The sequence below is a fragment of the Bacillus sp. FJAT-26390 genome (assembly GCF_001682865.1).
Classification (GTDB): domain Bacteria; phylum Bacillota; class Bacilli; order Paenibacillales; family Paenibacillaceae; genus Pristimantibacillus.
This window is the reverse complement of sequence record NZ_MAQX01000011.1, coordinates 499,011-518,457: the sequence shown is the minus strand read 5'-3', so window position 1 is coordinate 518,457 and position 19,447 is coordinate 499,011. Positions and strand designations below refer to the sequence as shown.

General features: G+C 46.3%; 23 protein-coding genes and 2 pseudogenes. 22 read left to right on the top strand and 3 right to left on the bottom strand.

Annotation, left to right across the window (positions count from 1 at the left end; all coding sequences use genetic code 11):
• Position 1: 1 nt before the first annotated feature.
• The 22 genes and pseudogenes from A7975_RS13920 (at position 2) to A7975_RS13830 (ending at position 15,828) form a co-directional block, all read left to right on the top strand.
• Positions 2 to 889 carry a replication protein gene (locus A7975_RS13920; RefSeq protein WP_065385480.1) on the top strand — a complete coding sequence of 296 codons (888 nt, stop codon included), beginning with the start codon at positions 2 to 4 and terminating at the stop codon, positions 887 to 889.
• A complete protein-coding gene (locus A7975_RS13915) occupies positions 831 to 1,175 on the top strand; it encodes a hypothetical protein (RefSeq protein WP_141680294.1) in 345 nt (114 codons plus the stop codon). The genes A7975_RS13920 and A7975_RS13915 overlap by 59 nt, the downstream gene beginning before the upstream one ends.
• A complete protein-coding gene (locus tag A7975_RS13910; protein ID WP_065385478.1) occupies positions 1,172 to 2,494 on the top strand; it encodes a replicative DNA helicase in 1,323 nt (440 codons plus the stop codon). Before A7975_RS13915 ends, A7975_RS13910 begins: the two co-directional genes overlap by 4 nt.
• Positions 2,475 to 2,684, top strand: coding sequence for a hypothetical protein (locus A7975_RS13905; protein ID WP_065385477.1), 210 nt, complete (start codon positions 2,475 to 2,477; stop codon positions 2,682 to 2,684). The genes A7975_RS13910 and A7975_RS13905 overlap by 20 nt, the downstream gene beginning before the upstream one ends.
• Before the next feature lie 365 nt (positions 2,685 to 3,049).
• Positions 3,050 to 3,727, top strand: a complete 678-nt coding sequence (locus A7975_RS13895) for a RuvC family protein (protein ID WP_065385475.1) — start codon at positions 3,050 to 3,052, stop codon at positions 3,725 to 3,727.
• A 78-nt stretch (positions 3,728 to 3,805) separates the two neighbouring features.
• Positions 3,806 to 3,970, top strand: a complete 165-nt coding sequence (locus A7975_RS34155; protein WP_176707729.1) for a hypothetical protein — start codon at positions 3,806 to 3,808, stop codon at positions 3,968 to 3,970.
• Positions 3,967 to 4,632 (top strand): sigma-70 family RNA polymerase sigma factor, encoded by a 666-nt coding sequence (locus tag A7975_RS13890; RefSeq protein WP_065385474.1) that lies wholly within the window; start codon positions 3,967 to 3,969, stop codon positions 4,630 to 4,632. The genes A7975_RS34155 and A7975_RS13890 overlap by 4 nt, the downstream gene beginning before the upstream one ends.
• 28 nt (positions 4,633 to 4,660) lie before the next feature.
• Positions 4,661 to 4,879, top strand: coding sequence for a LexA family protein (locus tag A7975_RS13885; RefSeq protein WP_176707728.1), 219 nt, complete (start codon positions 4,661 to 4,663; stop codon positions 4,877 to 4,879).
• 26 nt (positions 4,880 to 4,905) lie between these two features.
• Entirely contained in the window at positions 4,906 to 5,724 is an 819-nt protein-coding gene (locus A7975_RS13880) for an adenine nucleotide alpha hydrolase family protein (protein ID WP_065385472.1), read from the top strand.
• Between the two features lie 20 nt (positions 5,725 to 5,744).
• Positions 5,745 to 5,921 (top strand): hypothetical protein, encoded by a 177-nt coding sequence (locus A7975_RS34150; protein ID WP_176707727.1) that lies wholly within the window; start codon positions 5,745 to 5,747, stop codon positions 5,919 to 5,921.
• 201 nt (positions 5,922 to 6,122) lie between these two features.
• Complete coding sequence (locus A7975_RS13875) at positions 6,123 to 7,337, top strand: DNA cytosine methyltransferase (protein WP_065385471.1); 1,215 nt, start codon at positions 6,123 to 6,125, stop codon at positions 7,335 to 7,337.
• A 286-nt stretch (positions 7,338 to 7,623) separates the two neighbouring features.
• A complete protein-coding gene (locus A7975_RS13870; RefSeq protein ID WP_065385470.1) occupies positions 7,624 to 8,082 on the top strand; it encodes a hypothetical protein in 459 nt (152 codons plus the stop codon).
• A gap of 38 nt (positions 8,083 to 8,120) precedes the next feature.
• Positions 8,121 to 8,525: a hypothetical protein gene (locus A7975_RS13865; protein WP_065385469.1), complete on the top strand. Its 405-nt coding sequence runs from the start codon at positions 8,121 to 8,123 to the stop codon at positions 8,523 to 8,525.
• A 148-nt stretch (positions 8,526 to 8,673) separates the two neighbouring features.
• A complete protein-coding gene (locus A7975_RS13860; RefSeq protein WP_369688923.1) occupies positions 8,674 to 9,126 on the top strand; it encodes an ArpU family phage packaging/lysis transcriptional regulator in 453 nt (150 codons plus the stop codon).
• Between the two features lie 49 nt (positions 9,127 to 9,175).
• Positions 9,176 to 9,358 (top strand): hypothetical protein, encoded by a 183-nt coding sequence (locus A7975_RS13855; protein WP_065385468.1) that lies wholly within the window; start codon positions 9,176 to 9,178, stop codon positions 9,356 to 9,358.
• Between the two features lie 9 nt (positions 9,359 to 9,367).
• On the top strand, positions 9,368 to 10,960 hold the full coding sequence (locus A7975_RS13850) for a recombinase family protein (protein ID WP_065385467.1): 1,593 nt from the start codon (positions 9,368 to 9,370) through the stop codon (positions 10,958 to 10,960).
• A 17-nt stretch (positions 10,961 to 10,977) separates the two neighbouring features.
• Positions 10,978 to 11,067: pseudogene (locus A7975_RS33075) on the top strand (helix-turn-helix domain-containing protein); the annotation flags it as partial.
• Positions 11,068 to 11,917: 850 nt separating this feature from the next.
• Positions 11,918 to 12,166 (top strand): hypothetical protein, encoded by a 249-nt coding sequence (locus tag A7975_RS13845; RefSeq protein WP_065385466.1) that lies wholly within the window; start codon positions 11,918 to 11,920, stop codon positions 12,164 to 12,166.
• Entirely contained in the window at positions 12,163 to 12,546 is a 384-nt protein-coding gene (locus A7975_RS13840; protein WP_053377274.1) for a retropepsin-like aspartic protease, read from the top strand. The genes A7975_RS13845 and A7975_RS13840 overlap by 4 nt, the downstream gene beginning before the upstream one ends.
• A 20-nt stretch (positions 12,547 to 12,566) precedes the next feature.
• Positions 12,567 to 12,698 (top strand): annotated as a pseudogene (locus tag A7975_RS33070) (LuxR C-terminal-related transcriptional regulator); the annotation flags it as partial.
• A 167-nt stretch (positions 12,699 to 12,865) separates the two neighbouring features.
• Positions 12,866 to 14,455: a sensor domain-containing diguanylate cyclase gene (locus tag A7975_RS13835; protein ID WP_065385465.1), complete on the top strand. Its 1,590-nt coding sequence runs from the start codon at positions 12,866 to 12,868 to the stop codon at positions 14,453 to 14,455.
• Between the two features lie 62 nt (positions 14,456 to 14,517).
• Complete coding sequence (locus tag A7975_RS13830; protein ID WP_065385464.1) at positions 14,518 to 15,828, top strand: GHKL domain-containing protein; 1,311 nt, start codon at positions 14,518 to 14,520, stop codon at positions 15,826 to 15,828.
• Positions 15,829 to 15,931: 103 nt separating this feature from the next.
• Here A7975_RS13830 and ptsP read toward each other — a convergent pair whose 3' ends face one another.
• From ptsP to nagE, 3 genes are read right to left on the bottom strand one after another with little or no spacing between them, the layout of a single operon-like run.
• The gene (gene ptsP, locus A7975_RS13825) at positions 15,932 to 17,662 is read right to left on the bottom strand and encodes a phosphoenolpyruvate--protein phosphotransferase (protein WP_065385897.1); all 1,731 of its coding nucleotides are present in this window, start codon (positions 17,660 to 17,662) and stop codon (positions 15,932 to 15,934) included.
• Positions 17,663 to 17,665: 3 nt separating this feature from the next.
• Positions 17,666 to 17,941, bottom strand: a complete 276-nt coding sequence (locus tag A7975_RS13820) for an HPr family phosphocarrier protein (RefSeq protein WP_065385463.1) — start codon at positions 17,939 to 17,941, stop codon at positions 17,666 to 17,668.
• 27 nt (positions 17,942 to 17,968) lie between these two features.
• Positions 17,969 to 19,420, bottom strand: a complete 1,452-nt coding sequence (nagE, locus tag A7975_RS13815; RefSeq protein WP_065385462.1) for an N-acetylglucosamine-specific PTS transporter subunit IIBC — start codon at positions 19,418 to 19,420, stop codon at positions 17,969 to 17,971.
• Positions 19,421 to 19,447 lie beyond the last annotated feature (27 nt).

Genomic DNA, 19,447 nt, shown 5'->3' with positions numbered 1-19,447 from the left:
AATGGCGAAACCGCAGAAGGAGAACGGCTATACCGTTATTGCTCACGAAATACTCGACAACATATGCCGTTTCAATTTCAACGGCGCTCAATTGCGAATCATTATGAAGGTTTGGCGCATGACTTACGGGTACAAGCGGAAGGATCACGCATTAGCTCTTACTTATCTACAGGAAGCGACGGGGCTATCTCGCGGAACGATGAAGAAGGAGCTTGGCTATCTAATAGAAGCAAAAGTTTTAATCGTGACAAAAGAGGCCACGAATAAAGACGCTCGCAAGCTTGCTTTCAATAAGAATTACGACGAATGGGAGGGCGTGGCAATGGCTGCTAAAGGTAACTTTGAGGGTTCCGATAGTGACCCTCAACAATTAAGTTTTGAGGGTTCCGATAGTGACCCTCTAGAGGGGTGCAACACTGACCCTCTAGACCTTACTTTGAGGGGTGCAATAGTGACCCCAAATAAAGATATTAAATCTTTAAAGATAATCTTTAAAGATAATACACCAGCGTTTGATTATTTTGATTATTTCTACTCTGTATATCCAAGAAGGATTTCTAAGCAAGCAGCCTTAAAAGCATGGACGAAACTGTCCAGGGAAAAGAGCTTTGACCCGGAGCGCATTATCAGCAATACGGTTAATTATGCAGAGACGTGCAAGCTTCTGGATACAAAGGTCAACTTTATACCCCATCCTTCAACATACCTCAATCAGAAAAGGTATGTGGACTATTGGGAAGTCGATCCCGAAGGATTGGCAGCGGGCAAGGCTACTAAGTTCGACGACAACATGGAATTTTTCAGAGAACAATTTGGCGGGGGTGAACGGCTTGGACAGGCAGCAGATAACCTTGCTATTGACGAAGGCGGCAGCGGCTTACCCGAATAGCGCGCCGAACTTTCGGCAAAGCCCTCACTTATTCCAGCCATGGTTAGAGATGCTTGCCATCTTTGATGGAGAAACGGCGCTGCGGAATTTACATCGTCATATCAGTTCGTCGACCTTCTTCCCGACGATAGCCGACATCATGAGAGCGGAGCCGGACAGCACAACGCACGGCGAGCTGTTATTGCTGGAAGCCTCTGAACGCCTTGACCAGCTCGACCAATGGGAACGGGATGCAGTAGACCCGCCGAAGGAATTGCTGCAACGGAAACGAGGTGCTAAAGAATGAACGCACTCCTGCAAGCTGAGCAAGCGGTGCTCGGCGCATTGATCCAAACGCCCGAACGTACTGACGATCTTTATATTCAACCGTCAGAGATGGCAGCGGACGAACGTCATAAGCTCATTCTCGAAACATTGATCGACAACTACGAAGTTGAGGGAACGATTGATCTTGTCATGATGGCCCAGCGCTCTGGCGCAAACCTTGGGAAGATAGGCGGCATTTCGTATCTTTCACAGCTCGCCGGATCGGTGCCGACCGTTGACAACTTCGACCGTTACCAAGCAATCATTCGCGACGAGTACATACAGCGAGAGACAGCAGAAGCTTTTCGGATTATGTACGAAGCAACGAAAACGGGCGTGATAGACGTCAAGGAACGGCTTGCCGCAGCACAAGCACAACTCGAAGAATTGCAAGAGTTGGCAATCAAGAATGAGGACGCTGGGCTTCGACATATGGGTTCGACCCTCGACGGTCATACAAAGGAGCTGGAAGCGCGGCGAACCAAAAAGGGCATGACAGGCGCTAAGACAATAAGCCGGGAAGTCGACCGCTTAACTGGCGGGCACCAAGTCGGGGATTATGAAGTTATCGCAGCTCGCCCATCAATGGGGAAAACAGCGGCGATGGTCGGTGACGCAATTCGAACATCAACAGGTGGCGGTGTAGCTTCTGCGATCTTCTCCGCAGAGATGAAAGAGATTCAAGTAACCGAGCGCTTCATATGCGCGCTCGCTCATTTGGATAGTACGAAGATGCGTTCCGGTATGTTCAACAATGACGATTGGAAACGATACAGCGAAGCGCGGGACGAGCTTGATCGCTTGCCGATATACATCACGGATAAGCCGGACATGACCGTCCAGTTCATTCGGGGCGAGGTTAAGAAGCTCAAGAAGAAGCATGACTCGATTGTTGTTTACGTCGATTACATCCAAATCATTGGCGGCGGGCGAAAGTTCGGCAGCAGGCGCGAAGAGGTCGAATATGTTTCACGACAGCTTAAGCTAATCGCCCGGACGCTCGGCGTGACAGTGGTCGCCTTATCCCAATTAAGCAGAGATGTGGAGAAGCGACAGGATAAGCGGCCTATGATGTCCGACCTTGGGGAATCGGGTGGTATTGAACGGGATGCGGACATTATCACATTCCTGTACCGGGACGACTATTACGACAAGGAAAGCCAGAAAAAGGGCGTTGTCGAGCTTATCATTGCCAAGGGCCGGAACGTTGGAACGGGCACGGTGGAGATGGTCTTCCAAAAGAACGTAGGAAAATTCATCGACATAGATAGGAGTCACCATGGCAAAGCCGCTTCCTAACCGCATCGAGACATACCAGGAATATGAAGAACTGCTTGCGCGTTTGGTTGCTGGGGCTAAGAAACTAAGCGATCCGCTACTAGATGATGAAGAACGAGCGCGATATATGCAGGCTTACAACCGCATTGATAAGCTGCTCGGAGACTATAGCGAAAGGATGGTTGGTAAATGGGATTTCTTGAACGGTTAAAAGAAAAAGTTTTTGGAATAGACTTGGCGAATAAACCTGATAAGATGGTTTGGCTTTCAATCGGTCGGCGGAATGGGAAGACAACTTTAGTTAACGAGCTGCACCTCTGGCAGTTAGAGGTTGAAAAGTTGAGAGCCATACGCAGTAAACAAATCAGGCGTTTAAGCTACCGCAAAACGAAGTCACAACGCCGGAGGGGTTGAAGGTGAAGCGCGAGCCTCGGAAGGTTCGGTACGTTGACCCGATCTTCCAGCCGCTACCGTGGGAGATACACCGCAACGAGCAAGGAGAGGTCATAGGTGAGGTTTTCTTAATGCCAGCATGGCAAAGGAATGACGGAGTAATTCGCAAAGGGGAGACGTGGAATGAAAAGGTATGTAGGAATAGACCCAGCATCAACAACGGGGTTTGTAGCTCTGGACGAGCGCGGAAACGTCATGAAGCAGAAAGATTTGACGGGAGTCGGTGACATTGATCCGAAGCGCATGGAAACGCTGATTCAAGAAATTATGGATCACTTGCTGCCTGACGATGTGATTTGCATCGAGTCTCCGGCAACGAATGCAATAGGGCAAGGCGTAGGCTTTATGTGGGGGCTGGCATACGGCATAAGAGGCGCCCTATACCGCAGGAACATAAAGTTTCATGACGTAGCACCAACAGCGCTCAAGAAGTTCTGCGATGGATCGCGGCACAGGAAAGGCGCAGACGGCAAGAAAATGGATAGCAAAGCGACGGTTGCCGCTGGCGTGTATGAAATATGGGGTTATCACCACGCCAGCAATAACGTTACAGATGCTTATGTGCTGGCACAAATCGCATACGCCACAACGGTGACACAGTACGAGCTTGAGCATAACTTCACGGATTATCAATATGAGGTTGTAAAGACGGTGCTTAAACCGATGGTCGAGAAGAAAGCAGACAAGGCCGCAGCAAAGAAAAAGGCGAAAGAGAAGGCTATCGCAAAAGCTTTGGGAACGACGCCAGCACGGAAGCCTCGCTCGCGTACAGAAAAGCCCACAGTCGGCGTTTTATTTTAACCTTAATGTAATTGGTGGTTACGAAAATGAAAGGTAAGAGCAGGCTTCTAGGAGCTTTAAACGACGGGAGGACATTGCATGAACTGGCGAAAAGCAACGAGGGCGCAGCTAGTAATCATTGCATTTAATGACGAAAAAGCTTCGACGGTTGACAAAGCAGCGGCACAAGGCGAATTGCTCCGACGGGAAAAGCGGATAAGCAGCAAGCCAACAATGCGGGGGAAGGAGTTGTTTAAAAGATGACGTTTGCGAAAGACAAGGAGCAATTAGTGCTTGATAATATGGGGCTTGTCAAAGACTTGGCCTCCAAGATGGCGTTTAAAACTCGTACTACTTTAGTTGATTATGATGATTTTGTTCAAGTCGGAAGCATGGGCTTAATGCATGCAGCTGAACGGTTTGACGAGTCTCAGGGGAACACGTTCTCAACCTATGCTTACAAAACAATTCTTGGATACATGATGCGGGAGCTGACGTTGAAGACAACCTTTCGTAGTCCTGTACATGTAGTCAACCTAGCATTGTCAATTAATAGACGGCAGGAGACAGAGCAAACGCTTGAGTGGATCGCTGAGAAGTATAACGTTCCAATCGACAGGGCAAAGAAGGCACTTGAGTACCTTAGACTCTCCGCCATATCATCGGATGCCATCGTCGCAAACACTGATCATAAAGAAGGCTTCTACAACCTTCATGGCACAACGGACGATTACACGATGCCAATAGTCGAGGAATTTATAGCAACGCTGAAACCGCGGCATCAATGGGTGTTGCATGGGCTAATGAATCACAAGACGTTGCGCCAGATTGCGGAGACAGCAGGCATAAGTTATCAGCGCATCGGGTTTTTGAAAATTGAGATTGGTAAACGGTACAAAGTATATATCGCTAAATCCGCACGATGAGAGGCCAATAGGGAAAAGGGAGGTGGACGTGATTAAAAGACAAGATCAAATATTGGACTTCATAACTTCCTTCATAAGCAGCAACCAACATCCGCCAACAGTGCAACAAATAACTGATGCTGTGGGGTTGCAGTCGAAATCTACAACGCATGGGCATTTAGTAAGGTTGAAAGAAAAAGGGATTCTTGATTGGGATTACGGCGACGCTCGGACATTGCGGCTTGTTGAGGATCAAGTATCTGAATGAATACGGAAATACATGAGGAGGAATAAATGGAACAGTTAAACGTCCTTAGCTTAGGAGCTGGCGTACAGTCAACCACAATGCTGTTGATGGCCTGTCATGGCGAATTCGAAACAAAGCCCGATCTTGTTATATTTGCAGATACAGGTTGGGAGCCGAAGAAGGTGTACAACCACGTACAATGGCTAAAAAAGACAGTGTCACAATTCGGGGTTGAGATCATTACAGCCTCGAACGGAAACATTCGGACCGATACTTTACGAGCGGCACAATGGAAAACAAGGACAGCAAACATGCCCTACTATGTGCAACAAGCGGATGGGTCGAAAGGAATTATACCAAGAGGTTGCTCAGACGAGTACAAGATTGATGCTATTTATAAGGCGGTGCGATCGCATTTGGGCTTGAGGCCGAGACAGCGTATGAAGCCGCAATCGGTCGTTAAATGGCTCGGCATATCCACAGACGAAGTCGAACGGATGAAGACAAGCAGAAATAAGTGGGAAGTGCTCTGGTATCCGCTTATTGAAAAAAGGATGAATCGATTGGATTGCATGAATTGGCTAGAAAGGAACGGTTATCCGATTCCTCCAAAGTCAGCATGCATCGGGTGCCCCTTTCATAACGATCGTGCTTGGCTTGAAATCAAGCGCCATAGCCCAGAGGAGTGGCAGGAGGCTGTGGATCTCGAAAAAGCACTGCATGAGTATGGATTAAGACAGATGCGAGGTAAGGTTTACCTTCACAAGTCATGCCGTCCACTCGAAGAGGTGGACTTGAACGAAAATCAGATGGACTTATTCGACGACGATTTTATTAATGAATGCAGCGGTCATTGTGCACTGTGATGGATAGGTGGTCAATATGCATGAGTAGATGCTCTATTGATGAACTGGAATTGCGGGATGGAGAACGCTTCTGGGTAGTCATTGACGAGGAAAGCGGAGAAGACATCAAAGAGTTTTATGAGCGCGAAGGTAACGACATAGAAATGGTGAGAATGTGGGCAGTTAACCAGGGTTACGATCAGATCGTTTATCTATGAACATTCGCTGAATATTGAGGAACTTGGGGGTACTGGAATGCACTATGAATGTAAATTTTGCGATAGCCCATTTGGTCCCGCGAAATCGGGAGACGATCTTGTATGCCGTAACTGCGGAGCAGAGTGGGAAGCTGCAAAGGTGTTAGTAGAATCTGAGGAAGACTGAACACCGTTTGAATACGGAAGAACATGAGGTGATTTATGAAGGCACTTAGCTTATTTACAGGTATTGCTGGCTTAGATATAGCAGCTCATTGGGCTGGTATTGAAACCGTAGCATTTTGTGAGAGGGAGCCATACCCACAAAAGGTGCTTCGGAAGCACTGGCCGGACATTCCTATTTACGATGATGTATGTGAGCTTACGAAAGAGAGGTTAGAAGCAGATGGAATCGGGACAATTGACCTTATTCACGGAGGATACCCTTGCCAGCCTTTTAGTCATGCCGGGAACAGAAAAGGCAAAGATGATGACCGCCACCTCTGGCCGGAAGTACGCAGACTTATTGAAACCATCAGACCCCGTTGGTTTGTTGGAGAAAATGTTGCTGGGCACGTCTCTTTGGGACTCGACGATGTGCTTTCTGACTTGGAAGACCTTGGTTACACCGCAAAACCGTTCATTATTCCGGCTGCTGCCGTCGGCGCCCCACATAGACGAGACCGAGTATTCATTGTGGGCTACGCCGAAAGCATCGATTCGAGGGGATTGTCAATCAGAGCGAGAGAGGAGAACGCCGGACCTGCATTCGCAAGTCAAAATGTGGAGCACACCGAATGCTGCGGATGCGGTAGGGAGCCACGGTGGGGGGCAGAGTCGGAGTTTGAGGACGGACATATCGGAATGGAAAGCAGAAATGTGGCCAACGCCCCAAGCGAGAGATTATCGATCGGGCGACAAACCGAATGGTCCGAGATCATTACGGAAACTGGAGCAGGGCTGGACACCGAACCTGAACGATGCAGTCAAACTTTGGCCAACGCCGAGAGCGAACGACGCGGAGAAGCGCGGGAACATTTCGGACGATCCGAGAAATGGACTACCGGGGGCTGTTCGGATGTGGCCGACTCCCAATGCCTCAGACAATCGAGACAGGGGGAACTTATCAAGTCCTGCGATTCAAAGGAGAATCGAAAAGGGGAAACAAATCGAACTGTCGATGTGCGTATCCGAGCAATCCGGGCAGCTCAATCCCGAATGGGTGGAGCGCTTGATGGGATTTCCGCCAGGATGGACGGATTTAGATGGCCCGCCGGACGAGGACAACAACAGTGCGATTGGGAGCCGCCGCGAGTAAAGACAGGCGTTAAACATCGGGTAGGCAGATTAAAGGCCCTCGGAAACGCAGTGGTGCCGGCGCAAGTTTATCCAATATTTGAAGCAATTATGAAAATAGAAGCGATGAACATTCACTGAATATTGAGGGACTTCACTCGTCCCATTTATATGGAGGAGAGTGGTAGAAATCGATTAAATTCCTAGCATCTTGGATAGTGGGAACCAGCTTTGTACGTTTAGTGCCAAGATCAGCTCGGTAACCATCTTCTGATTCATACTGTAAAATTGGAATATTTCTATAGGTTTCAATCTTTTTATAATCGGACATCATGAACACCGCCTACAGGTATTTATTGGTAGTATATCACGTGCTTTCACAGACGAACAGGTCTGAATCCGTAAATACATGGGAGGGTGATAAGGTATGGAGAACGCTGTTAAAGCAATTGTTAAATTTAACGATGGGGTTGCCTATGTACTGGATAATCCCGTTGAGTTCACTTACTACCGCGAAGGAAATATTATTATCGGATTGGATAGCACATGCACCTTTGTTAACTGCTATGTATACGATCGTCCATCACCAGGTTTTCAAGCATTCGGCGGGAGGAGATTCGACATCAAGCTTGATAATGGCGACGTCATTGAGTGCCACGGTCAATGGTGGAATGGCGGGTACAGTAAAGCCGCAGAACTGTTGGGCGAGAAATTAGTTTCCGTCACATATAAAGATGTTGATTCCTTAAAGAGCTGCTACGTGTTTAATGGTGCTTGCGCCATTAAAAGTCGAGTGGAGGATATGAACAATAACTATGATGGGGTTATCCACGGCTATTGGGAGTATGAAGCAATTCTCAATGGTTGGGAAAAACCGAGACGTTAAAAATTTATTAAAAACTAATTTTAAGGGGATATGACCATATGAAAATTCAAATCAAAGCTCAATTCAACAAGCAAACGAAGGATTCGAAAAAGGAACTTGTTCAGTTCTTTGTCACTGGTGATGACGAGAAGCGCCCGGAGCTGAACGCCATGACTCGCGAGGTTGTTATCTTGAGCATCGAAGGTCTTGACGTAGAACTTAAGGCAGCATTCAACAAATCGTCCAAGGATGCAAAGAAAACGATCATCGACTTTGAAGTAAAGGGCGACAGCTCCGCAGCGCAGACGTTTGAGTTCTATAAGAAAGCTGGATCGTCGGTAGTATTGACGATCGCCGCTGCTCAAATGAGCATGGACGAGTTCAGACAAGGCGGCATGGATGATGAAGAGGAAGAAGAACGCGACCCGGATCAAGCCGAAGCCGAGTTTGAAGAACTTGAATAATGAGTCGCTATAACTGGCAATTCATCGGCGTTTGGTCGGCGTTGCTGCTATATAATGCATTGGTATGGTACGGCATCATATCTTTATTCAAATAAACATAAGCGCTCCGGCTCCGGCTGGGGCGCACCCATTAAAGGGGTGAAGCACCTTGCAACTGAGCTTTAAGATTCCTGAGTTAGATCGGGAAATGACGCAGGCAGCAGTCGAGCAGGCTTTAGAGGAATATCGACTATACAATACAATCACGCTAGACGAGCGAGAGGCCAGCATAACAGCCGGGTATAACGAGCGTTTCCATGGGCCGACTAATACGACGAGCGACCAAACGGCAAACATAGCTATTCATAACGTCGATAAGGCGGCAGCGCGGTGGGCCTATTGCGAACGGTTGGAACGGGCGGTAAGACGGCTGCATCCAAAGGAACGGCTGCTAATCGAGGAACGATACATGAAAGAGGATTACGTTTATGATTGGGTCGTTTATCAGCAGCGTTTCAATCCTCCGATAAGCGCGGGCACTTATTCCAAGATACGATGGAAGGCATTTTATAAGCTGGCTCTCACTCTGGATATTGCGGTTGAGAAAACAAGCAATGATTAGGGGCAAGTTAGACTTGCCTCTCGTCATATCATAATAGCGGGTGATGCTTATGGAGAAAGAACCGAAGAAGAAAAAAGTTGTTGTCAAAGTGAACTTCATTCCTGTTGAGGGCGACGTTTTAGAAGTAATCATAAATGCTATAGAGCCGAACATAAATTCTGTGTTGGCAAAGCATGGTGCAAGCATTAAAATAGGGGTTAAACAATTATTGCGTAACCATGCCAAGGAGTGACGTGTACCTATGCTGAAAAATAAAAATGCTAAAGAAGAGGCGCGGGCCTATGTCCGCGTCTCTACTCTTAAAGAATCACAGAAGGACAGCCCTGAACATCAAGAAGGGTTGATACGCGAGAATGCTGCGACAGAAGGCGTTGCAATACACAAGGTTTATCTGGATCGAGGAACGGCAACGAACATAATTGAACGGGAAGACGTTCAGCAAATGGTTGAAGATGCGAAGCAAGGAGAGTTTAACACGATATATTTTGCTTCATTATCCCGGTTCAGTAGGGATACATTGGATGCTATTTCACTTAAACGGATTCTCGTTAATGCACTAGGCATCCGGCTTGTATCTATCGAAGACATGTATGACTCCGCTAAAGAAGATAACGAAATGATTTTCACCATCATATCCTCTGTTAACCAAAAACAATCAGAAACGACAAGCACCTCTGTAAAGCGCGGTATTAGACAATCAGCAAAGAAAGGGAACTTCACTGGCAGCATTGCCCCGTTTGGTTATAGGAAAGTTACCATCGATGGTCGTAAATCGTTAGAGATCGTGCCGGAAGAAGCTAAGATCGTTCGCGAAATATATGATTTGTACGCCAACAAAAGCATGGGCGAGAAAGCAGTAACCAATTATCTAAATGATGTACTTGAGCTGCCGAGTCCTAAAGGCGGAATTTGGGGTCTTTCATCGGTTCAACGCATATTACAAAATGAGAATTACACAGGGTACCTGACGTTTTGTAAGCTGGAAACTCAAAAAGTTTATGAAGACTTGAATGACATGCAAAATAGAAGAAAAAAGCTTGTACAGCGTGATAATACGTTGTGGGAGAAAACTGACTTTCAAACGCATGAGGCTATTATTAGTCCTGAGTTGTACGAAAAGGCACAACAGATACGAGGTGTTCGCGGCGGTGGAAAGCGGGGAGGTCGCAAAGATTTTGTCAATGTCTTCTCGAAAATGATCTTCTGTAAAGAGTGCGGAACAGCTATGGTCACAATGAGCAGCGAAAAGAAGCTGAGTAAGACAGAAGAACCGAAGCGCTATAGATACCTTATGTGCAGCAAGCGCAGAAGGCAGGGGGAAAAGGGTTGCTCTAATAATACGTGGATACCGTACGAGGATACGCGAGATACAATAATAGCCGGGATTATTGAACGCTTGAATCGTAAAATCAATCTCGAAGGGTTTACTGATGAAGCGTCTGAAACGTCCGAATATGCCAATAGGGACTTTGACAAGGACATTAAACGACTAGAAAAAACGATTGCGGACAATCGTAGATTCCTATTCGAGATAAGAAAATCCAGTATGCTTGGAGAAATCACACAAGATCAATACGACTATGAGAAAAGCCAATATGAAGAAGAGATCGCGGATTCTGAACGGAAAATTAAATCATTAAGCAAGACAGCGGACGAGCACAAGAATAGAGGCCAATTAAAGGCAGACATGCAAGAGACGCTAAAATACCTATCTGAAATTGAATCTTATGATGAAGTTGATAAGACCCGGATGAATCTGCTGCGGCTTATTGAAAAAATCGAAGTGGATCGAGCGGGCGAGGTGGATGTTTATAGCGTTTTAGGACAACTATAATTTTGTGTGCTTGAAAACACACGATGAATGTCATGCAAAAGCTGAACGTAAAAGGTCGTTCACAAGCGGTTGTCGAGCTAATCAAGCTTGGTGAATTACAAATCTAACATAGCAACCTAATCCGGACGGCATAGCGATATGCTGTCTTATTTTTTTTATATGCTTATCCTTACAAATGGTGACAAACATTGAAGGTTAGCGACCGTAAGAAGGAAACAAAACGTCAGAAAGAATAGCTTGTAATAGTAGAAAAACAAGATCAATTACTGGGGATGTTGAAGAGTTTCTTCCAGACCTCTCTCATTAGCTATGCCAAAGTGACGCTGATCCACATTACTTGGGTTGGAGACGTATTGTTTTAAGGTAATTTGGTCAGTGAAAATGTTGTGTATATTGTTTTGATTATCACGTATTACAACATAGTTCTTTTCCTGATACACTCGAATGTAACTCTTTTGAGAAAGCTAGGTAGTTGATAAGTACCTCCCACCAAGAAGAATTTTTTGAAGCGTAGAACAAATAATAAGGCAACAATGGAACAATATATTTTAATAATCCCCAAAAGAATATGAAACCTAAAACAACTCGACGATAGAAGCAATAATAAATAATTTTCTGGTTCTGCTTCTTTGAAGAAGTTTTCTTCCGAGAAACAGAAAAACCCTAGTGGTACTATGGTTAATATGGTTATGAACAGATACACAAAAGCATAATAAAAATACAGCCTATTATTGAAATCGATTGGATTTCGATTTAGCTCAATAAATGAAATAAGATTTAAATATTTTTTTCGGTCCAGATAATTGATTCCAATTATAAGCAATTCCTCTCAGTCGATGTATTTTATAATTAAAGTAGACTTCCCGATAAATCATTTATCGGTATTACCAATGCGAAATGAATTTTTATGGTAAAATAAAGACATGAATGACAGTAGACAGTAGGAGTGATATAACGATGAAATGGAAACAAGTCAGAGAGTTGTTCCCTGACCAATTTGTTTTGATTTCCATACTCGATTATACCGAGCAAGAAGATAAAAAAATCGTGACGGAAGTTGCCCCAATACGAGCAGTTCCCGCATTAGATGCAAACAAGGCATTTTTTAGTGCCGAGCCAGGTAGTATTGTTTATCACACTTCCAATGAGGACTGTATTATCCATTTGCGTAAGGATCCGCTATTGAGAGTGAGACGCGGCTCATGAAGATGAATTATGACGGACAGCTCCTGACTGCTGCAATCACTCTTTGTTATCGTGGGAAAACGTTGCAGGTTACCGATATTATTATTGATACAGGCTCTACACATACTGTTTTTAACCCTGATACTTTGGAAGCTATTGGAGTAACGTATGAAAATGGGGATCCCGTTTATGAAGCGTATGGCATCGGTGGTACCGTTCCTTTTTATACGAAAGTTATGGACTACATCCAGCTTGATAAGCTAAAAGCAGAGAAAATAGAGGTCGATGTTGGCATGCTTCCCAAGTCGCATAAGGGACTGCTCGGACTGGATATTCTAAAAACACATGGTTTTATTGTGGATATGGATAAACTTGAACTCTACACGCCTATTTCCCGCTGACAGATAGTTTTTCTTATCATGAGCTGGCTGCCTTCCTTGTAATATCCCAGTGTACTCTAAATCATATTTCTAATGTCATGCAAAAGCTGAACGTAAAAGGTCGTTCACAAGCGGTTGTCGAGCTAATCAAGCTTGGTGAATTAAAAATCTAACATAGCAACCTAATCCGGACGGCATAGCGATATGCTGTCTTATTTTTTTGCGTTTGCCAATATGTGACAAAGTGCTTCTAATTATTGTAATTATATGAAAGATGGAGAAGGGAATTGTCGAATGCGGTCGAATAATAAATAGTAACATGATGTTGAGGAAGGTTAATATGTATAAAGTACGCCTGAATAAAGCATCTGAGAAAAAGAAGATTAGCTTGGCAACGCTTTTGACAGGCCTGGTTACGATTTCTGTCTTGCTTACATTAACGATTTTGCTACTCGCATCCTATCAATCCCAGAAAAAATCTTTAATTGAAACGACGCTTACTTTGAATCACTCCACTGCAGCCAAGATGAGTCAAACGATGGACTCTTTATTTATATCGATGCGCAGCAGCCTAAAAAATGCAGCAGCATTTTATTCTATGAACGATACACAAAGTACAGCTGAGTCGGAAAAGCATCTTGATCTGATACGCAAAAGCAGCAATTTTTTTAATTCGATTATCGTGGTGGATGAAGAGGGCATCATACGCGTTTTTTCTCCACCATCATTAAGCGCAACAGGAGAGAGGGTTAAGACGAAGCCGCCGCTCGAAGCATTAGCACTAAAAAAGCCTTACATTTCGAAGCCCTATGTTAGCGCTGTGTCGAATAGGCTGCTTGTGTTCATCAGTGAACCTTTATTCGATCGAAATGGCGCTTACCGCGGTTTTATCGGCGGTTCCATCTATTTGCAAGAGCACAACGTTTTGAATATGATTTACGGGAAAGACAGCATTGATCAGAATGGCTCTTACTTCTATGTGGTTGGCTCAGACGGCCATTTGCTATATGATCCTGATAATAGCCATAACGGACAAGCCATTAACGATGGCGAAATCGTCCAGAGGCTTGCCCAGGGAAAAAGCGGATTTGAGCAGACCGTTGATTCAAACGGATTGACCCTACTCGCTGGATATTCCTATGTGCCGGAGAGCAAATGGGGAGTTATTGTGATTTCTCCAGCATGTGCTGTGAACGCAGAATTAAAAGATTATATTAAGTCGATTCTTCTTTATACGCTCATTCCGTTTATTCTATTGCTGCTGGTGACGATTGGGTTTGCTCGCCGACTAGCTAAGCCATTCGTAACGCTATCAAACCTCGTCGGCAAAATAGGAAAGGAAGAGGTTGTGTTACCGCCCGTGAGGCATCATTGGAACAGAGAAGCGGATTCATTAACAAAGACCGTCATACTGGCGATGAGCGGCATTAAAGCGCAAACCGATTTATTGACCCAAGCGGCTATGACCGATGTTTTGACCGGGCTTAGCAACCGTCGAACGTTAGAAATCATTATGAAGCAGTGGGTAGAGGAGAAAAAGCCTTATTCCATTCTTGTTCTGGATATCGATCGATTCAAATCTATCAACGATAATTATGGCCATCAAGAGGGAGATAAAGTTTTGCAGCATCTGGCTGAAATAGTCAGGCAATCCGTAAGGGCAGGCGCTGTATGCAGCCGTTACGGCGGCGAAGAGTTTGTTGTGCTGTTGCCATTTGCGACGGCTCATGAAGTTTATGAAACGGCCGAACGTATAAGGATCACGATGGAGAAATGCGAAAATCATCTGAAACAGGCCGTTACGGTTTCGCTTGGGGCGGCACATTTTCCATCTCAGGCAAGCCATGCGGACGCATTGTTCTTGCTCGCTGATCAGGCGTTATACAAGGCCAAAAATGCAGGAAGAAATCAAACGGTAATAGCCGGCTAGCTGTTAGCTTGCAGGTATGCCGCTTTTGATTGAATAACTTAGTGCTGAAAAGGATTAATCTAATGAATCTGAACCTATTATCTACAAAAAAAAGAATGATTTATTTTTTCATCATCTCGATTGCGGCTCTAAGCTTGCTCACCGGCATGAAGGTGTTTTTCTCTTATCACTCCACGAATAAATCGGCTGAGATCGCGCTGGCGAAGCAGTACACCGAGATCGCGAAGGAAATGGCAAAGGGACTTGATCTAGAGAGTTACGGTAAGCTTCTCCAAAGCCAAACGTATGATGGGAATTATCAAGCAACGAAGCGCTATTTGGAGGAATTTCGCAAACGAATTAACGCCCTATATGTATATACGCTGCTGCTGGACGACAGCGATGTCTCCAAAATCGTGGTGTCAGCCATTCCGCCTGGCGTAGAGGATTTGCCTATCGGCTTTCCATGCACGGTTCCTGCGTCAGCAGTGAGGCTTGCCAAACATGGCAAAAACTATTACACCGGCGTTATTCATGATGAACGAACCGGATCATATATGTCCGTTGGCGTCCCTATATTTAACGATAAGGGCGAGCATATCGGGGTTGTCGGAATCGATATTGCCGCCGAGGAATTAGGTTATATCAGCAAGCATGTCATCAAAAACAATACGGTGATCTTTGGCATGGACGTATTGTTCGCACTCGTATTGTTAGCCGGCGTATTCTTTTTGAACAAATGGTATAAAGCCCGCTTGAATCAGGATTTGAAGGAATCGGAGACGATATACATTTCCGAGCTAGGAAAAATAGTAGGCACGATTAAATCAAGCAGGCATGATTTGATGAATCATCTTCAAGTGCTGAACGGCTTAATGGATATTCGCATGTATGACAAAGCGCATGAATATTTAAAGCAGCTTACGGTTGAGTCCAGAACGCTCGAGTTGTCATTGCGGGTTAAAAACCCGTTTTTGATGGTGTTGTTTCAAAGCAAGTGGGAGCTGGCTCACTCCAAAAACATAGATATCGAATTTGAAACGGAATTTAACGATTTTAACAAAATGGAATCGATGGATCTGATTAAACTGTTCTCGAATCTGCTGGATAATGCGATTGAAGCCGTTGAAGCGTCGTTCAGCGAGCTGCCGCAAAAGATTCGTGTCAGCTGCAAAACGGATAAAGGGAAATACAAATTTGCGATTGAAAATGCGGCAGTGCTTACGGATAAAGAGTGCAGCAGCCTCTTTCAGAGCGGGTTTACGACAAAAGGAGAGAGTCAGTCCTTGCGCGGGAACGGCCTTACGATCGTAAGGAAAACGGTGGAGAAGTACAAGGGTGATATACGTTTTACTTACGAGGAGGACAAGCTTCTTATTGAAATTACGATTTAATGGGTAGCGCTCTGCAAAGTGAGCTTTGTTTATCGATGTAAAAAGAAAGGGCAGTCGAGCAAGGGTAATTACCTTGATCGCCTGCCCTGCTTTATGAGCATCGTTATTTCAGTGCTGGCACATGCGTCTCGACATAAGCGCGAACCTCTTCAGCCGATTCCAGCTCTAGAACCGCATGCGCTATTGCCTTCATCTCTTGCTGGGACAGCTTAGCAAGCAGGGCGCGTGCCGGCAGCACTGCGCTCGCGCTCATGCTGAATTCATCAAGCCCAAGGCCGAGCAAGATAGGCAGAGCATGCTTTTGTCCAGCCATTTCGCCGCACATTCCGGCCCATTTGCCATTTGCGTGAGCCGCCGTAATGACGCGCTCAATCAGCTGCAGGATGGCGGGGTGGAGCGGGTCATTTAAGTAGCCGAGCTTCGGATTCATCCGATCGGCCGCCATCGTATACTGCACCAAGTCATTGGTGCCGATGCTGAAGAAATCAACTTCCTTCGCGAACTTATCGGCGAGTATGGCAGCAGCCGGAATTTCAATCATGATGCCAGCCTCGATGGTTTTGTTGAATGCGATGCCTGCTTCGGTCAGCTCCTGCTTCGCTTCCTCCAGCAGAGCCTTCGCTTTGCGCCATTCGCTAATCGCAGCGATCATCGGAAACATGACTTTCAAATTGCCGAACGCGCTTGCCCGCAAAATCGCCCGAAGCTGCGTCTTGAACATATCCGGTCGATCTAGGCAGATGCGAATCGCGCGGAAGCCTAGGAAAGGATTGTCCTCCTTCGGCAGATTCATATAAGCGATTTCCTTATCGCCGCCAATATCGGATGTTCGGATGACGATTGGAGCATCGCTGCCGAACGCTTCGGCTGCTTTGCGATAAGCCTCAAACTGCTCATCTTCGGAAGGCAGCTCCGCTGCATCCATGTAGAGAAACTCGGTACGGAACAATCCGATGCCTTCAGCGCCCATCTTTGCGGCTTGCTCCGCATCCTTTACCGAGCCGATATTCGCGACAAGCTCTACCTGCACGCCGTCGCTGCTAACTGAAGGCTGGTTCATATAGGTTTGGTAAAATTGCTCATGCTCAAGCTGCTTTTGCTGCAATTGCGAATAACGGGCTAATGTATCGTCATCCGGATCGATAATGACTTGTCCCTCTGTACCGTCGATAATGACCGTTTGACCTTCCGTTACGGCCTTCTCAAGCATACTTCCAATGCCTACGATAGCCGGGATGCCGATTGATCTTGCAATAATAGCGGAATGCGACGTCCGTCCGCCTGCCTGAGTCGCAAAGCCAATGACCTTGTTCGGATCTAGCTGCGCGGTATCCGATGGCGTCAAATCCTCTGCAAACAATATGATGTTGCCTGCCTCGCCATTTACAGAAGCGGAGGTTATGCCCTGCAATTTATTTAACACCCGGCGGCTTACGTCACGAATATCTGCTGCTCGTTCCTTCAAATAAGGATCATCAAGCGAGCTGATCATTTCGGCTATTTCCTCAGAGGTGGTGTAAAAAGCAAACTCGGAGTTTATTCGCTCCTTGCTAACCATCTCCTTCGAGCGGTCAATAAGCTCTTCATCTTCAAGCAGCATAATATGCGCTTCGAATATTTCAGCTTCTGCTTCCTTATTCTCTCTGACCAGCTTATCATGTATCGCTTCAAGCTCCACGCGGGTTGCCGCGACCGCAGCCTCGAAGCGAGCGACCTCTTTATCCAGTTGATTGGCATCAAGTTGTTCTTTAACGATCTGTACTGCTTTCACCGACAATATCTTGGCTGTGCCAATCGCATAACCGGGCGATGCGGCAATCCCTTGAAGAAGCATCATTTATTGCTCCTTTTCCGCATGCTGCTCGACTGAAACCAATACCGCTCCGATAGCGGAGATGACATCCGCTGCGTTTTCGCCTTCAGCTGTAACGGTGATGCTGTCGCCTTGCCTTGCTCCAACGGAGATGACATGAACAAGGCTTTTTGCGTTAAAGCTTTTGCCGTCCTTCTCAAGCGTAACGGCACCGGCGGATGCTTTAGCCGCGTCGACGATTTTGCGTGCAGGCCTAGCGTGAATACCAAATGGGTTTTTTATAGTAAAGCTGTTTTGCATCGTTTTCCACTCCTATTAGTTGTAACTTCACAGTATTTTTTTGATTTCATCCTTTAGCTGCTCGGATTGCGTGCCGAAAATAACCTGTACGGCTCCTTTGCCTAAACGAATGATGCCAGCTGCTCCCATGCCCTTAAGCTTGGAATCATTGACGACGGTCTCATCCTTCACGACCAAGCGCAGCCTTGTAATGCAAGCATCCAAGCCTACGATATTAGAAGATCCGCCAAGCGCTTGCAGTACGTTTGCAGCTTTGCTGTCGCCGTCAGTTGCAGACGCGGCATGTTCAGCTTTTTTGTCCTCTGCGGTTTCGTCCTCGCGGCCAGGTGTCTTGATGTTGAACTTAATGATGATGAAGCGGAACAAGAAGTAGTAAACGACCGCAAAAGCAAGCCCGACAGGGATAATGAGTAGCGGGTTGGTCGCAAGTTGATAATTGACCGCGTAATCGATGAAACCGGCAGAGAAGCCAAAGCCGTGTTTGACATCCATTTGATAAAGGATAAAACCCGACAAACCGGTTAACAGGGCGTGAATGACAAACAGAAACGGTGCAGCGAACATAAAGGCAAACTCAAGCGGCTCCGTAATCCCGGTAAGGAAGGAGGCGAAGGCGGTCCCGATAAAGATGGAGGCCACCATCTTGCGCTTCTCTTTGCGTGCCGTATGAATGATAGCTAGCGCGCCCGCAGGAAGTGCGAACATCATAATCGGGAAAAACCCGGTCATGAACATCCCCGCCGTCTTGTCCCCGGCGAAGAAACGCGTCAAATCGCCATGCACAACTTTGCCGGCAGCATCCGTGTAATCGCCGATTTGAAACCAAGCGATTGAATTGAGGACATGATGCAAGCCAGTAGGAATGAGCAGCCTGTTGGCCGTAAGGAATACGAAGGAGCCGATGCCGCCAAAGCCGACAATCCAGCGTCCAAACGTATCTAGTGCGCCTTGAACAGGTCCCCATACGAGGCCAAGCAGGAGCGCAACAACGACCATAACCAGCGACGTAATAATCGGAACAAAACGTTTTCCGCTGAAGAAGCCAAGCCAGTCGGGCAGCTTAATCGTATGGAACCGTTTATATAAGTAAGCAGAGATTAGACCTGCAATGATACCGCCTAGTACGCCCATATTCAGGACAACATCTTTTCCCACTATGCCTGTGAAGACAAGTGGGACTTTAATTTGAACTGTAATAAGCACCTGATAGGCGATAACAGCGGCAAGCGCGGCAACCGCGTCGCCAGCAAGCCCAATCGCAACGCCGACAGCGAAAATCAGCGGCAAGTGGTCAAATATTGCGGATCCGCCAGCCGCTAGAAACGGGGCGACGTATTGATTGATAAACTCACCGGCGCTTCCCATATGGAAGTCCTTCACATAATCGATATTGCCAAAACGAAGCAAAATGGAAGCCGCAGGCAGCGCGGCAACCGGGAGCATTAATGCTTTACCTATTTTCTGTAGAGAGGCCAGCATGTTTGATCGTCCTCTTTTCTTTCAAAG

Bases quoted from the DNA above. Each gene is read 5' to 3' on its own strand.
- A7975_RS13920 (WP_065385480.1), top strand. From the start codon at position 2: ATGGCGAAACCGCAGAAGGAGAACGGCTATACCGTTATTGCTCACGAA.
- A7975_RS13910 (WP_065385478.1), top strand. From the start codon at position 1,172: ATGAACGCACTCCTGCAAGCTGAGCAAGCGGTGCTCGGCGCATTGATC.
- A7975_RS13905 (WP_065385477.1), top strand. From the start codon at position 2,475: ATGGCAAAGCCGCTTCCTAACCGCATCGAGACATACCAGGAATATGAA.
- A7975_RS13895 (WP_065385475.1), top strand. From the start codon at position 3,050: ATGAAAAGGTATGTAGGAATAGACCCAGCATCAACAACGGGGTTTGTA.
- A7975_RS34155 (WP_176707729.1), top strand. From the start codon at position 3,806: ATGAACTGGCGAAAAGCAACGAGGGCGCAGCTAGTAATCATTGCATTT.
- A7975_RS13890 (WP_065385474.1), top strand. From the start codon at position 3,967: ATGACGTTTGCGAAAGACAAGGAGCAATTAGTGCTTGATAATATGGGG.
- A7975_RS13880 (WP_065385472.1), top strand. From the start codon at position 4,906: ATGGAACAGTTAAACGTCCTTAGCTTAGGAGCTGGCGTACAGTCAACC.
- A7975_RS34150 (WP_176707727.1), top strand. From the start codon at position 5,745: ATGAGTAGATGCTCTATTGATGAACTGGAATTGCGGGATGGAGAACGC.
- A7975_RS13875 (WP_065385471.1), top strand. From the start codon at position 6,123: ATGAAGGCACTTAGCTTATTTACAGGTATTGCTGGCTTAGATATAGCA.
- A7975_RS13870 (WP_065385470.1), top strand. From the start codon at position 7,624: ATGGAGAACGCTGTTAAAGCAATTGTTAAATTTAACGATGGGGTTGCC.
- A7975_RS13865 (WP_065385469.1), top strand. From the start codon at position 8,121: ATGAAAATTCAAATCAAAGCTCAATTCAACAAGCAAACGAAGGATTCG.
- A7975_RS13855 (WP_065385468.1), top strand. From the start codon at position 9,176: ATGGAGAAAGAACCGAAGAAGAAAAAAGTTGTTGTCAAAGTGAACTTC.
- A7975_RS13850 (WP_065385467.1), top strand. From the start codon at position 9,368: ATGCTGAAAAATAAAAATGCTAAAGAAGAGGCGCGGGCCTATGTCCGC.
- A7975_RS13845 (WP_065385466.1), top strand. From the start codon at position 11,918: ATGAAATGGAAACAAGTCAGAGAGTTGTTCCCTGACCAATTTGTTTTG.
- A7975_RS13840 (WP_053377274.1), top strand. From the start codon at position 12,163: ATGAAGATGAATTATGACGGACAGCTCCTGACTGCTGCAATCACTCTT.
- A7975_RS13835 (WP_065385465.1), top strand. From the start codon at position 12,866: ATGTATAAAGTACGCCTGAATAAAGCATCTGAGAAAAAGAAGATTAGC.
- A7975_RS13830 (WP_065385464.1), top strand. From the start codon at position 14,518: ATGAATCTGAACCTATTATCTACAAAAAAAAGAATGATTTATTTTTTC.
- ptsP (WP_065385897.1), bottom strand. From the start codon at position 17,662: ATGCTTCTTCAAGGGATTGCCGCATCGCCCGGTTATGCGATTGGCACA.
- A7975_RS13820 (WP_065385463.1), bottom strand. From the start codon at position 17,941: ATGCAAAACAGCTTTACTATAAAAAACCCATTTGGTATTCACGCTAGG.
- nagE (WP_065385462.1), bottom strand. From the start codon at position 19,420: ATGCTGGCCTCTCTACAGAAAATAGGTAAAGCATTAATGCTCCCGGTT.